This is a genomic window from Pelomonas margarita (assembly GCF_043555875.1).
Taxonomy (GTDB): Bacteria; Pseudomonadota; Gammaproteobacteria; order Burkholderiales; family Burkholderiaceae_C; genus Pelomonas; species Pelomonas margarita.
Window position 1 is genome coordinate 37,637 of record NZ_JBIGHW010000015.1, and the last position, 12,678, is coordinate 50,314.

Consider the following 12,678-nt stretch of genomic DNA (forward strand, 5'->3'; position numbering starts at 1 on the left):
CTCCGGCCGCCGACGGCTCAGGCCCGGGCGGCTGTCTATGATGCCTGCAAGCCACCGGCTCAATGTTTCGTGAAGATGAAGCCCCTCGCATGACCTCCCCGCTGACCCACTTTGATGCCCAAGGCCAGGCCCACATGGTGGACGTGTCCGCCAAGGCCGAGACGCACCGCGTGGCCGTCGCGGCCGGCGAGATCCGCATGCAGCCGGCGACCTTCGCGCTCATCGCCAGCGGCACCGCCAAGAAGGGCGACGTGCTGGGCGTGGCGCGCATTGCGGCCATCCAGGGCGCCAAGCGCTGCAGTGACCTCGTGCCGCTGTGCCACCCCTTGCCCATCACGCGTGTGAAGGTCGAGTTCGAGCTGGACGAGGCTCACAGCCGCGTGCTGTGCCGCGCCCAGGTGGAGACGCTGGGCCGCACGGGCGTGGAGATGGAAGCGCTTTGCGCCGTGCAGGTGGGCCTGCTGACCGTCTACGACATGTGCAAGGCCGCCGACCGCGGCATGGTCATCGCCAACGTGCGCGTACTGGAGAAGCAGGGCGGCAAGTCGGGCGAGTGGCGCGCCGTCGAGTCAGCGGAGTGAGCGCCAGTCGATGACTGTCGACGCGGGCTGGCACTGCACCATGGGGGCCGATGCCGGCTCGGTGCAACTGGCAAACCAGCCGTCCCCGGTGGGGTTGCGGAACTCGCGCAGGCGGTCCGCCAGGTAGCGCGCGCCGTCGAGGTCGCCCGTCGCCTCCAGCGAGCGCGACCAGTGCATCAGCAGCCGGGCATCGATGAGGCTGAACGCCGTGCGCCGCGTGGCGGCCAGCGCCGCCGGGCCCGGGGGCTGGCTGGTGGCTGCCGCGTAGTCGGCCTGGTGCGCAAAGAACGGCGACGCCTGACCGGCGGCGATGCGCTGCCCCAGCGGCAAGGCATCCTCGCCCGGCGCGTAGATGGCGACGATGCGCTGGTAGTCCCACACCGCAAACAGGCTGCCGGCCACCAGCACAGCGCCCGCCAGGCTCAGCGGCACCGACGAGGCCGTGCGCCCGCGTTCGCCGGCCGGCAGTGCCAGCCCCAGCGCAAAGCAGGCGGGCAGCAGGAAGTAGGCATACCACAGCGGGTACTCCAGCAGGCTGTGCAGGCCGATGGTCAGCACGATCATCAAGGCAGCCCGGCGCAGCGGCGCGTCCTCATCGGCCCGCGCGGCGCCTCGCCAGGCCTGCCACAGCGCCCAGCACAGCAGGGCCAGCACGGCACCCGCCCACGGCAGCCCCAGCTCGACCGCCAGCTGCGACGGCAGGTTGTGCGTGTGGTCGAAGAAGGCGATCGGGCGTGCGGGGAACGGTGTCAGGCTCCATGCGAAATTAAAGCTACCCCAGCCCACGCCGACCAGCGGATGCGCCAGCGTCAGCGCCCAGGCGTCGCGCAAGATGGCCAGCCGCGATGGCGAGCCCGCGCCCTCCGACAGCCGCGACGCGGCACCGAAGGCATGGCCCTCAGCCGACCACTGCGCCATCAGCCACCAACTCAGGCCCAGCATCAGCGGCGTGGCCAGCAGCGCCAGGCGCGCCGTGCGCGACAGCCGGCGATCCACCAGGCCCCAGATCGCCAGCATCGCGATGCCGATGAAGCCCGTGCGTGACGCGCTCAACACCACCGTGAACACGCTCGCGAACAGCAGCGGCGCCAGCAGCGCGCGCCAGCCTCGCTTCTCAGTGATGAAGACGGCCGCCACGGCCATCCACATCATCAGGCTGGCCAGGTGGTTGGGCTGGCGCAGGTTGCCCACGGCCCGGCCGGCAATGCCGGAGCGGGCGATGACGGTGCCGTTGGCCAGGTCCGGCGCGAACACCTGCACCAGGCTGATGGCCACGGTGAGCAGGCCAGTGACGAGCAGACCCCAGGCCAGCGCCTCGCCGGCCGTGCGGCGCGCAACGGGAGACAGGCCTTGCGCCAGCAGCAGCACCGCCAGCCCCGCGCCCAGGATGGCCGCAGCCCCCAAGCCCAGCGACGGCGGCAGTCCACGCCACAGCACGGATGAGAGTGGGGCGACGAACAGCAGCGCCAACGCCAGCGAGGCGGGCGACGTGAGTCCGCCGCGCCAGTTCGGCACGGCACGCGCGCACAGCAGCAGTGCCAGCCCCCAGCCGGCCAGCGCGAGCAGCTGGTTGTAGAGCGTGGCGGCGGGGGTCTGGTTGAAGGCCAGCAGCGGGGGTAGGAGCGTGGCCAGCGCGATAGCGGGGATGCTCGTATCGGCCAATGCGGCCGGGGACCTGGAACCGGTCATGTGCGGTCAATCGGAGGTTGTGACCCGCAATGCGCGGGATAGCGGCCGCCTCAGAGCCAGCCTTGTTGCCAGAACCGCGGACGCGGCTTCTGGTCGGCAGTCGTGACCGGGCTGAGGTCGGAAATGCGCGGCGGATCGTACTGCCATTGCTGCCAGGTCACGGCTGCCAGCCAGAGCTGCACCGTCATCAGCGGCAGCATGGGCAGCAGGCTTGCGCGCCTGCGCTGCGACAGGGCCGTCGTGTGCGGGAGTTCGGCCCACAGTAACCCATAAACCAACGCGATCCAGACCTGCGATACCGGCATCACGAAGTTGCCTGAGAAACCCGCATCCACCAAGGCGGCGACGATCGCGGCGCCCAGCGCAGCTGTCATTCCGTGTTGTGTCGAGCGGGTCTGCCGTAACGTTGTCGAGGCCCGCCACAGCGGCAGCAGCAGCAGGGCCAGAAGTAGGAGCAGCGACGGCAGCCCGAACTCGGCAGCCCATTGCAGATAGAGGTTGTGTGGGTGCGCGCCTTTCGGGTGAGCCAGCGCGGCGAAATGCATGGGGCCGGCGCCGAGCCACGGGTGGGCCTGGATCTGTTCCAGCGCCGCAGACAGAAGAAGGTCGCGGGAATGACTGCTGCCGAGCTCTTGCACACTCGCGAACTGGCCTGCCCAGTTCCGGTTCAGCAAGCGCGGCAAGGCGACGAAGAGCGACAGATGCAGCCCCGCCCCCAGCAGCGCGCTCAGTGCCAGTCGGCGCCACAGGGCCGTGGCCCCGACGCATGCGCACCAGACGGCGGCGACAGCCAGCGCCAGCAGGCTGGCCCGCGCGAGGTCCATGAACAGCCAGGCGAAGTGCAGCGATGCCACGCCCAGCGCAACACGTCGCCGCTTTTGGCCAGGGGCTGCCACAGACCAGCCCAGCAGCACAGGCACAGCCAGCGTCTGGGCGTGGTTGAAGAAGCGTGGGTTGTCGAAGCCCAGATGCAGCATGCGCGCGTTCAGCGGCGCCCCTTCGGCGAGCGCTGCAGCATAGATGCCGAGGGTCAACGTGAAGTACGCGCAGCTAGCGGCTAGCAGCGCGTCGTAGACCCATCCGACCGCCGCGCTTCGTGCCGCGCGGTACGCCTGGCGTGCCACGACGGCCAAGCCCAACAGCAGCGCCACCTCTTGAGCCGCAGCGCCGAACTGCGCTGCCGTCAGTAGCGACCCTAGCGCTAGAGTCAGGCTGGCGGCGCCACAGCCCAATAGTGACCGGTGCTTCGTCCATTCAGGTACCGCCGGCGAGAACAGGGCGAGGCTGGTCACGACAGCCAGCAAGCCCACTTGCAGGAGCCGGCTGCCGTCGTGGCTGGAGACCGCAAACGGCAGCAGTGGCGCGACAGCCAGATAGGTGATGCTGGCGGCAAGCGCTGCAGTGGCGGGCGTGTCGCGTTCCATGGTTGGTAGTGACGTGGCGCGGCGGCGCTGTAAAACTGAAAAAGGGGCCTAAGCCCCTTTTCTGTTTCAAACCTCGGCAGGTCAGGTGCCGGCGTTGTTCTTCTTGAGCGATTCGATGAGAACCGTATTGTCGGTACCAGTGATGGTCGTATCGGTGTTCCAGATCACGGCGTCGCCGACGACGTTCGCGACCTTGAACGTGATCGTCTTGCCAGCGGTGTCTTTGCCGATGTCATTCAGCGTCAGGGTGATGTCGCCGTCTACCACGGCCACCGAAGCGACTTCCTTGGTAGCCACGGTAGCGGGAATGCCATTCGTGCTGAGGTTGCAGCCGGTCTTGACACCGCCCTTTTCTTGGATGCACAGCGCGACAGCGCTCTTGTACGCATCGCCCACGGTGATCGCGTTGGCCGCCTTGGCGCGCGACGTGTAGGTGCGGTACTGCGGCAGCGCCACAGCGGCCAGGATGCCGATGATGGCCACGACGATCATCAGTTCGATCAGGGTGAAGCCCTTCTGGGCTTGGGTGCGTGCGTTCAGTTGCATGTCAGTACTCCAGGGAGAGGGGTTGGGGGTGAGGACAGTCCCCTTGAATGCAGGGCGCGTGCCAGCTTTTTGAGGGCCTGGGCGCGTGCAAAAGCGCACGATTGACGGCCCAGTTCGGCGGGCGCTGACAAAAATCGTCACTTCGCGCTGCCGCGTTTTGTCAGATGGGCGGATTGGGGCAAGAAACGTCAGGCATGAAAAACGGCGCCGAAGCGCCGTGGGTGTAACCGAGCTCACGCGCTGTTACAGCGACATCACCTGGCCCGCCTGCAGGGCGGAGATGCGGTGTGGGCTGTCCAGCCGCTGCACGCCCTGCATGACGGCATCCATCTCACCGGGCTTGATGTGCGTGATGCGCACATCCACGCTGCCGTCGAGGTGGCTCAGTTCCTGGCCGAGGTCGGTGGGGCACAGGTGTTGGCTGACATGGGCCAGCGCGATCTCGTCGTCGCTGAACGCGGTCTCGATGACGAGGTGGGACAGCCGCAGTTCCGCCAGCCGGCGCCACAAGGCCGGGTTGGGGCCGGTGTCGCCGGTGAACACCCAGTGTGCGTGGCCGCTGGCCGGGCCGCCGTCCACGGCAAAGCCGACGGCGGGCACGGTGTGGACCGCCGACAGCACCTCCACGAAGCGGCCGCCCAGTGCAAGCCGGTCGCCCACCTGGAAGGGGTGCAGGCTCAGCACCGGGGCCTCGCGGCTGGGCAGGCGGGTGAAGTCGGGCCAGATGGCGCCGTTGAAGACGTGTTGCTGCAGCGCGGCCAGGGTTTCGGGCAGCGCGTGGACCTGGATGGGCGGGCGGCCGGCCGCAGCGCGCAGGCGCAGCACGGCGTCGGCCAGCAGCGGGATGCCCAGCACATGGTCCAGGTGGGAGTGCGTGAGCAGGATGTGGTCTATGGCGGCCAGCGCGTCCAGCGGCAGGTCGCCCACGCCGGTACCGGCGTCGATGAGGACATCGTCGTCCAGCAGGAAGGCAGTGGTCTTGCAGCCGGCGGCGATGGCGCCGGAGCAGCCCAGGACGCGGATGTTCATGCGGTGCGGTGGCTCGGGATCGGTGGCCTCGCAGTGTGCGAGGTGGAGCCAAGAATGTACGCACCCGTCCCCGGGGGCTGTCGGTCGGAATACCGGGTTGGGGCCATCCCCGGCGTGAGGATGTCACGCCGCCGCTGGGGCTGGCGGCGTGCGCCCTCAGCCCTGCACGAATTGCATCTGCGTGCCGGCCAGTTCGATGAGGTCGCCGGTGCGCAGCGCCATGGATTCGCCGGTCAGCGGGATGCCGTTGACGCTGGGGCGCTGGGCGCCTTCGACGTGGGCGAACACATAGCCGGTGGGGCGCTTGGTGATGGAGGCCACCTGCACGCCGGGCTTGCCCAGCGTTGTGACGACCTTGGTCAGCGCGACCTCGCGGCCCGCCGCCGCGCCGGTCAGCACTTTGATGGCTGCGGGGCCGACGGCGGGAGCGCCACCGCCCAGGCCGCCGAAGGAGGAGCCGGTGCCGGCACTGCCGCCGAGGCCGGGCACGGCCGCGCCCGGCTTGAGGATCATGGTCTTCTCGTAGTCGCCGCCGTCATTGAGCAGGAACTTGATCTTGTACTTGCCGATCTCGACGGTGTCGTTGTCCGCCAGCAGCTGCTTCTTGATCGCCTTGCCGTTGATGTAGGTGCCGTTGGTGGAGTTGAGGTCTTCGATGAAGACGTCGTTGCCCACCATCTGCAGCACGGCGTGCTCACCCGAGACGGCCAGGTTGTCGATGACGATGTCGTTGTAGGGACGCCGACCCAGTGTGGTCTTGTCCTTGGTGATCTGCACCTCCTTGATCACGACGCCGTCGAGCGAAACCACCAGTTTGCCCATGAATGACCTCAAGTTCTGTTGTTCGTGCCGCGACTCTCAGGCGGGGATGTCAGTTGCCGCCACGCCGTCCGAAGGGCCACCAGCCCCGCCCTTCGGTGCGTTGACGGCCCTCCGCGCGGGCCAGGATGAGAGCGATGTTATCGCGGCCGCCATGGTCATTGGCCGCATTGATCAGTGCCTGCGCCGCCTCCGGCAGCGTTGCGTGCGCATTGAGCAACGCAGCGATGCTGTCGTCCGGCAGCATGTCGGACAGGCCGTCGGAGCAGAAGAGGTAGGTGTCGCCCGCTTGCACCTCGTGCAGGTGCAACTCCATCAGAACTGTGTCTTCGACACCCACGGCGCGCGTGACGAGGTTCTTGTTGGTGGAGTAGGCCGCCTCTTCTACGGTCAACAGGCCGGCGTCGATCTGTTCCTGCAGCAGCGAGTGGTCGCGCGTGATCTGGGTGAACTGGCCGGCGCGCAGACGGTAGCCGCGTGAGTCGCCGACGTGGCCCAGCAGCAGGCCTTCGGGGCGGAACACGCCCAGCACCAGCGTCGTGCCCATGCCGGCGTACTGCGGGTTGGTGTTGGCGGCGTTGAAGATGGCACGGTTGGCGTTGTCCACGCAGATGTCCATCGCGCGCTTGACTTCTCCGGCACGGGCCTCGCGGCCGGCGTCCTTGAGCCAGCGCCCGAGCTCGGTGCTGATGAAGCCGGTCAGCATCTGGCTGGCGACCTCGCCGGCGTTGTAGCCACCCATGCCGTCGGCCAGCACCGCCAGGCCGGCGGCTTCGTCCAGCGCGACCGAGTCTTCGTTGTTGTCGCGCGCGCGGCCCACGTCGGTGGCGCTGAAGAACTCCAGGATCATGAGGCTCGGGCGGGGTCTTGGGGCTCGTGGGGCTCGCCGGCAGGCGCGGAGGAGCGGCGATTCTGCCCTGCTTCCTCTGGCGTCAAGCGCAGTGTTTGTGCGAAGGCTTCATCCTGGGGACGGGCGGCCCCGGGTTCGCTGGCGGCCGGCTCGGCCTGCAGGTCCATGATGAGCACAGCCTCCAGGTCGCGCGCCATCTGTTCCCCGCTGGGGTAGCGCAGCTCCGGGCGCTTCTCCAGGGCCACGGTCAGCACCAGCGCCAGCGATTCGGGCAGGCTGGGGCGGTGAATCCTCACGTCGGGCGCGGACTCGGTGGCGATCTGCTGCATCAGCCTTGCCATGGAGTCGCTCTGGTGTGGCAGCACGCCGGTCAGCAGCTGATACAGCAGCACGCCCAGGGAGTACAGGTCACTGCGCCCGTCGACCGTCAGGCCTGCCAGCTGCTCCGGTGACATGAAGGACGGCGTGCCCAGCACCAGGCCGGTCCGCGTGCGGCTGCCGTCGCCGACGCGGGCGATGCCGAAGTCCATCAGCTTGAGGCTGCCGTTGACGCGGTCCAGCATCACGTTGGCGGGCTTGATGTCCCGGTGGACGACGCTGCGGCTGTGGGCGTAATGCAGCGCACGCGCCAGCCGCGCGCCGAGCTGCACGACTTCGCGCACGGGCAGCAGCTGGCCGGGCTTGGTGAAGAGGCTGAGGTCGCGGCCCAGCACGTACTCCAGTGCGATCCAGGCATCGCGGCCGTCCTGGCCGGCGTCGACCACCTGCAGGATGTCCGGGTGCTCCAGTTGCCGCGCGGCCCGGGCTTCGCGCATGAAGCGCTCGCGCACATCGACCAGGTCTTCGGCCGAGAACTCGCGGCTCAGCGCCAGCCGCTTGACGGCCACCTGCCGACCGGTGGAGCGCTGTGTGGCCTTGTAGACGATGGCCATGGCACCGCGGCCGATTTCGGCGCCGAGTTCGAAGTCGTGCAGTTCGGGGGGCGCGGGCGCCGGTTTGACCGACGCGGCAGATGTGCCCGGCGCCTGGGTTTGCTGCACAAGGGGCAGCGTGGACAGTTCGCTGGGCACGGCCTCGTCGCCCGCACGCCCGATGAGGCGCTGCCAGAACCCAGGTTTGCCGCTAGCCATGGTGAACATCTTAGGGGGCTGGACCGACCAAGAAAAAAGCCGCTGGTTTCCCAGCGGCTTTCGAGCTTGAGCGCGAGGTGCAGCTTACAGCAGGCCCTTGAGCAGGCGACCCATCTCGGACGGGTTGCGCGTGATCGTGAAGCCGCACTCTTCCATGATGGCGAGCTTGGCATCAGCTGTGTCGGCACCGCCGGAGATCAGCGCGCCGGCATGGCCCATGCGCTTGCCGGGAGGGGCGGTGACACCGGCGATGAAGCCGACGATGGGCTTCTTCATGTTGGCCTTGCACCAGCGCGCGGCTTCCGCCTCGTCCGGGCCGCCGATCTCGCCGATCATGATGACGGCGTCGGTGTCCGGGTCGTCGTTGAAGGCCTTCATCACGTCGATGTGCTTCAGGCCGTTGATCGGGTCGCCACCGATGCCGACCGCCGACGACTGGCCGATGCCCAGTTCGGTCAGCTGTGCCACGGCTTCATACGTCAGAGTGCCGGAGCGCGACACGACGCCGATGCGGCCCTTGCGGTGGATGTGGCCCGGCATGATGCCGATCTTGATTTCTTCCGGCGTGATCAGGCCCGGGCAGTTGGGGCCCAGCAGCAGCGTGCGCTTGCCGCCGGCGGCTTCCTTGGCCTTCATCTTGTTGCGCACTTCCAGCATGTCGCGGACGGGGATGCCTTCCGTGATGCAGATGGCCAGGTCCAGGTCGGCCTCAACGGCTTCCCAGATGGCGGCAGCGGCGCCGGCGGGCGGCACATAGATCACCGAGACGGTCGCGCCGGTCTGGCCGGCGGCTTCCTTGACGGTGGCGTAGATGGGGATCTCGGAGAACTTCTCGCCTGCCTTCTTCGGGTTCACGCCCGCGACGAAGGCGTTCTTGCCGTTGGCATAGGCCTGGCAGCCCAGCGTGTGGAACTGGCCGGTCTTGCCAGTGATGCCCTGGGTGATGACCTTGGTGTCTTTGTTGATGTAGATCGACATGGTGTGGAACTCCTGGGCTTTACTTGACGGCGGCGACGATCTTGGTCGCGGCTTCGGCCATGGTGTCGGCCGCAATGATGGGCAGGCCCGACTCGGCCAGCATCTTCTTGCCCAGTTCTTCGTTGGTGCCCTTCATGCGCACGACCAGCGGCACGGACAGGTTCACGGCCTTGCAGGCGGTGATGACGCCTTCGGCGATGGTGTCGCACTTCATGATGCCGCCGAAGATGTTGACCAGGATGCCCTTGACTTCCGGGTTCTTCAGCATGATCTTGAAGGCTTCGGTGACCTTCTCGGCCGTGGCGCCGCCGCCGACGTCCAGGAAGTTGGCCGGCTCACCGCCGAACAGCTTGATGGTGTCCATCGTGGCCATGGCCAGACCGGCGCCGTTCACCAGGCAGCCGATGTTGCCGTCCAGCGAGATGTAGGCCAGGTCGAACTTGGAGGCTTCGACTTCAGCCGGGTCCTCTTCGTCCAGATCGCGGTAGGCGACGATCTCGGGGTGGCGGAACAGTGCGTTGGCGTCGAAGTTGAACTTCGCGTCCAGGGCCATCAGGTTGCCCTTGGAGTCGCAGTTCAGCGGGTTGATTTCCACCAGCGACGCGTCCGTCTCCATATAGCACTTGTAGAGCTTGGCGAAGATGTCGACGGCTTGGTCGATGGAGCCGCCGGTCAGGCCGATGGCGGCAGCGATCTTGCGCGACTGGGCTTCGGTCAGGCCGGCCAGCGGGTCGATCATCTCGGTGATGATCTTCTCGGGCGTGCTGTGGGCCACTTCTTCGATGTCCATGCCGCCTTCGCTCGAGGCGATGAAGGCCACCTTCTGAGTGCCGCGGTCGGTGACCAACGAGACGTACAGCTCGTTCTTGATGTCAGCGCCGTCTTCGATGTACAGGCGGCGAACCTTTTGGCCTTCCGGGCCGGTCTGGTGCGTCTTGAGCTGCATGCCCAGGATGCCTTCGGCCTTTTCCTTGACGTCGTCGATGGTCTTGGCGACCTTGACGCCGCCGCCCTTGCCGCGGCCACCGGCGTGGATCTGTGCCTTCACGACCCAGACCGGGCCGCCCAGCTTCTGGGCCGCTTCAACGGCTTCCTGCACGGTGAAGGCCGGGATGCCGCGCGGCACCGGCACGCCGAACTGGCGCAGGATTTCTTTGCCCTGGTATTCGTGGATTTTCATGGCTGGGTCTTTCGGGTCGGGGGAGTCAGGAAGCGGTCGAGGCTGGCGCTGCGGACAGGTGCCAGCGGGGATAGAACTGGGCGACGGTGGCGCTGTCCCGGCGCAGGGCATGACAGCGGTCGAGCTGGTAGGGCGGGTTGCCGGCGGCATCGCCCTCGCGGGTGTCGATGACCGACCCTGCCAGCGCCTGGATGACGGCGGTCGGCAGGATCTGGCAGAGCTCGGTGATGTGGGTGCAACCCTGCGTGCCGCCCAGGCGGTCGGTCACGGCCTGGCGGAAGCCCTTCATCAGGTTCAGACCGACAAGGCGTGCATAGGCATCACCGTGCTCGCCGCATGCGGGGGCGTAGGGCATCCAGCGCGTGTCGGAGGCGGCCGCCGTGATGGTCAGCTGGGCGTCCACGGTCAGCTGCAGTTGCATCTCGTGGATGGGGTCGCCGGCCTTGCGGGTGCTGCCGGCCAGCGGAACGTCGTGCGACTTGGTGTCGCTCAGGCTGGCTTCGACGTCGAACAGGCCGTCATCGCGCGCGAACACCTGCACATCGAGGGCGCGGCGATGCAGCGGGCGGCGCGTGATGGACGGGTGGGCGGGGGGCATGCAGCAGGGCGGGCGAAACAACCCGGCCAGTGCCGGGGTACGGCGGTGGGACCGGCTCTCAGGGCCACTTTGCCAAGGAGCTGGGAGGTGTGTAACCGGATGAACCGCCGTTTTGGCGGCAACCAGCAATGTAGCACGCTGGGGAAAAATGCCGATCTGCGCGCCGTCAAGCCGGCCTCAACCCTTGAGCAAGCGGCGCACCAAATCGGGGGCAAATCCGCGGGTCAGCAGGAAACGCGTCTGGCGCGCCAGCTCCAGGGTGTCGCGAGACGGCATGGCCCCGAAGCGCTTGTGCCAGACCTCGCGGGCGCGTTCCAACTCGGTTTCACGCAGCGCGACCTGTTGTTCGGCATCCAGTTTCAGCCCGTGGCGGGCCAGTTCCTGCTGGATGCGCTGCGTGCCAAAGCGATTGGCGCGCACATGCAGTCGCGACTCGATGAAACGGCTTTCGTCGAGGTAAGCCTCGGCCGCCAACTGGTCGAGCAGCGGGTCGACTATGGCGGTGAAGTCGGCGTCAGGCGCAGCGTCGTCCCCGGCGCCTGGCACGTCGCTGTCATCTCGGAAAGAAGTGCTCTCCGACGAGGCTGCCCGCCGGGCCAATTGCTGCTGGATGCGCAGCAGTTTGCGCCGCAGTTCAGACCGGCTGTGTTCCCGTTGGGCCAGCAGCCCGATGGCGCGCGCCTTCAGTGACAGGGGCGCGCGTGTCGCCATAGTGCCCGCGAGACTGGGCTTGTGTTTACTCGTCGCCGGCGGCCGACGCCGCCTGAGGCGCAACACCCACGGCCTCGCGGATGCGGTTTTCGATCTCGTGGGCGATGTCGGGGTTCTCGCGCAGGAACTCGCGGGCGTTGTCCTTGCCCTGGCCGATCTTCTCGCCCTTGTAGGCGTACCAGGCGCCCGACTTGTCGACGATCTTGTGCAGCACGCCCATGTCGACGATCTCGCCCTCGCGGCTGATGCCCTCGCCGTACAGGATGTCGAACTCGGCCGTCTTGAACGGGGGGCTGACCTTGTTCTTGACGACCTTGACCTTGGTCTCGGAGCCGATGACTTCCTCGCCCTTCTTGATGGAGCCGATACGGCGGATGTCCAGGCGCACGGAGGCGTAGAACTTCAGCGCATTGCCGCCGGTGGTGGTTTCGGGCGAGCCGAACATGACGCCGATCTTCATGCGGATCTGGTTGATGAAGATGACCGTGCAATTGGTCTTTTTGATCGTGGCGGTCAGCTTGCGCAGGGCCTGGCTCATCAGGCGGGCTTGCAGGCCGGGGAGTTGGTCGCCCATCTCGCCTTCGATTTCGGCCCGGGGCGTCAGCGCGGCGACCGAGTCGATGACGATGAGGTCCACGGAGCCGGAGCGCACCAGCGCATCGACGATCTCCAGGGCCTGTTCACCGGTGTCGGGCTGGCTGATGAGCAGGTCGGTCAGGTTGACGCCCAGCTTTTGCGCGTACTGGATGTCCAGCGCGTGCTCGGCATCGATGAAGGCGCAGGTGCCGGAGAGCTTCTGCATCTCGGCAATGACCTGCAGCGTCAGCGTCGTCTTGCCGGAGGACTCGGGGCCGTAGATCTCGATGACGCGGCCGCGCGGCAGGCCGCCGACGCCCAGCGCGATGTCCAGCCCCAGCGAGCCGGTGGAGACGATCTGGATGTCTTCCAGCGCCTCGCCCTCGCCCAGTCGCATGATGGAGCCCTTGCCGAACTGCTTCTCGATCTGCGCGAGGGCGGCTTGCAGGGCCTTGGCTTTTTCGGTGTTCAGGGCTTTGACGGGGGCGTCCATGTGGTTCTCCAGAGAATGGAATGAATTATGGGGCAATATGTATGTTTGTACAGTGGTTTGTCCCCAGGCTTGAT

13 protein-coding genes are annotated in these 12,678 nt (G+C 67.3%); 1 reads left to right on the forward strand and 12 read right to left on the reverse strand.

The features are described 5' to 3' along the window. The first annotated feature begins 89 nt into the window (after nt 1-89). Complete coding sequence (gene moaC, locus ACG0Z3_RS20325) at nt 90-581, forward strand: cyclic pyranopterin monophosphate synthase MoaC (protein ID WP_394401051.1); 492 nt, start codon at nt 90-92, stop codon at nt 579-581. Here the strand turns inward: moaC and ACG0Z3_RS20330 are convergent. From ACG0Z3_RS20330 to recA, 12 genes are all read right to left on the reverse strand, one after another. Next, entirely contained in the window at nt 570-2,270 is a 1,701-nt protein-coding gene (locus ACG0Z3_RS20330) for a PglL family O-oligosaccharyltransferase (RefSeq protein WP_394401054.1), read from the reverse strand. The genes moaC and ACG0Z3_RS20330 overlap by 12 nt on opposite strands. A gap of 50 nt (nt 2,271-2,320) precedes the next feature. Beyond that, nucleotides 2,321-3,694, reverse strand: a complete 1,374-nt coding sequence (locus ACG0Z3_RS20335) for an O-antigen ligase family protein (protein WP_394401057.1) — start codon at nt 3,692-3,694, stop codon at nt 2,321-2,323. Between the two features lie 81 nt (nt 3,695-3,775). Then, a complete protein-coding gene (locus ACG0Z3_RS20340; RefSeq protein ID WP_394401060.1) occupies nt 3,776-4,240 on the reverse strand; it encodes a pilin in 465 nt (154 codons plus the stop codon). Nucleotides 4,241-4,483: 243 nt separating this feature from the next. Then, on the reverse strand, nt 4,484-5,269 hold the full coding sequence (locus tag ACG0Z3_RS20345) for an MBL fold metallo-hydrolase (protein WP_394401063.1): 786 nt from the start codon (nt 5,267-5,269) through the stop codon (nt 4,484-4,486). 156 nt (nt 5,270-5,425) lie between these two features. Then, the gene (locus ACG0Z3_RS20350; RefSeq protein WP_394401065.1) at nt 5,426-6,091 is read right to left on the reverse strand and encodes an FHA domain-containing protein; all 666 of its coding nucleotides are present in this window, start codon (nt 6,089-6,091) and stop codon (nt 5,426-5,428) included. 49 nt (nt 6,092-6,140) lie between these two features. Continuing rightward, the gene (locus ACG0Z3_RS20355; RefSeq protein WP_394401067.1) at nt 6,141-6,938 is read right to left on the reverse strand and encodes a Stp1/IreP family PP2C-type Ser/Thr phosphatase; all 798 of its coding nucleotides are present in this window, start codon (nt 6,936-6,938) and stop codon (nt 6,141-6,143) included. After that, on the reverse strand, nt 6,935-8,068 hold the full coding sequence (locus tag ACG0Z3_RS20360) for a serine/threonine-protein kinase (protein WP_394401070.1): 1,134 nt from the start codon (nt 8,066-8,068) through the stop codon (nt 6,935-6,937). The genes ACG0Z3_RS20355 and ACG0Z3_RS20360 overlap by 4 nt, the downstream gene beginning before the upstream one ends. Nucleotides 8,069-8,152: 84 nt before the next feature. Further along, complete coding sequence (gene sucD, locus ACG0Z3_RS20365) at nt 8,153-9,046, reverse strand: succinate--CoA ligase subunit alpha (protein WP_394401073.1); 894 nt, start codon at nt 9,044-9,046, stop codon at nt 8,153-8,155. A 19-nt stretch (nt 9,047-9,065) separates the two neighbouring features. After that, entirely contained in the window at nt 9,066-10,226 is a 1,161-nt protein-coding gene (sucC, locus tag ACG0Z3_RS20370) for an ADP-forming succinate--CoA ligase subunit beta (RefSeq protein WP_394401075.1), read from the reverse strand. Between the two features lie 25 nt (nt 10,227-10,251). After that, on the reverse strand, nt 10,252-10,824 hold the full coding sequence (locus ACG0Z3_RS20375) for a DUF2889 domain-containing protein (RefSeq protein WP_394401078.1): 573 nt from the start codon (nt 10,822-10,824) through the stop codon (nt 10,252-10,254). Between the two features lie 177 nt (nt 10,825-11,001). Further along, nucleotides 11,002-11,535 (reverse strand): regulatory protein RecX, encoded by a 534-nt coding sequence (locus ACG0Z3_RS20380; RefSeq protein ID WP_394401080.1) that lies wholly within the window; start codon nt 11,533-11,535, stop codon nt 11,002-11,004. Between the two features lie 25 nt (nt 11,536-11,560). Next, nucleotides 11,561-12,604 carry a recombinase RecA gene (gene recA, locus ACG0Z3_RS20385; protein ID WP_394401082.1) on the reverse strand — a complete coding sequence of 348 codons (1,044 nt, stop codon included), beginning with the start codon at nt 12,602-12,604 and terminating at the stop codon, nt 11,561-11,563. Nucleotides 12,605-12,678: the final 74 nt, after the last annotated feature.

Excerpts from the sequence above, each read along its gene's own strand:
- moaC (WP_394401051.1), top strand. The coding sequence starts at position 90 with ATGACCTCCCCGCTGACCCACTTTGATGCCCAAGGCCAGGCCCACATG.
- ACG0Z3_RS20330 (WP_394401054.1), bottom strand. The coding sequence starts at position 2,270 with ATGACCGGTTCCAGGTCCCCGGCCGCATTGGCCGATACGAGCATCCCC.
- ACG0Z3_RS20335 (WP_394401057.1), bottom strand. The coding sequence starts at position 3,694 with ATGGAACGCGACACGCCCGCCACTGCAGCGCTTGCCGCCAGCATCACC.
- ACG0Z3_RS20340 (WP_394401060.1), bottom strand. The coding sequence starts at position 4,240 with ATGCAACTGAACGCACGCACCCAAGCCCAGAAGGGCTTCACCCTGATC.
- ACG0Z3_RS20345 (WP_394401063.1), bottom strand. The coding sequence starts at position 5,269 with ATGAACATCCGCGTCCTGGGCTGCTCCGGCGCCATCGCCGCCGGCTGC.
- ACG0Z3_RS20350 (WP_394401065.1), bottom strand. The coding sequence starts at position 6,091 with ATGGGCAAACTGGTGGTTTCGCTCGACGGCGTCGTGATCAAGGAGGTG.
- ACG0Z3_RS20355 (WP_394401067.1), bottom strand. The coding sequence starts at position 6,938 with ATGATCCTGGAGTTCTTCAGCGCCACCGACGTGGGCCGCGCGCGCGAC.
- ACG0Z3_RS20360 (WP_394401070.1), bottom strand. The coding sequence starts at position 8,068 with ATGGCTAGCGGCAAACCTGGGTTCTGGCAGCGCCTCATCGGGCGTGCG.
- sucD (WP_394401073.1), bottom strand. The coding sequence starts at position 9,046 with ATGTCGATCTACATCAACAAAGACACCAAGGTCATCACCCAGGGCATC.
- sucC (WP_394401075.1), bottom strand. The coding sequence starts at position 10,226 with ATGAAAATCCACGAATACCAGGGCAAAGAAATCCTGCGCCAGTTCGGC.
- ACG0Z3_RS20375 (WP_394401078.1), bottom strand. The coding sequence starts at position 10,824 with ATGCCCCCCGCCCACCCGTCCATCACGCGCCGCCCGCTGCATCGCCGC.
- ACG0Z3_RS20380 (WP_394401080.1), bottom strand. The coding sequence starts at position 11,535 with ATGGCGACACGCGCGCCCCTGTCACTGAAGGCGCGCGCCATCGGGCTG.
- recA (WP_394401082.1), bottom strand. The coding sequence starts at position 12,604 with ATGGACGCCCCCGTCAAAGCCCTGAACACCGAAAAAGCCAAGGCCCTG.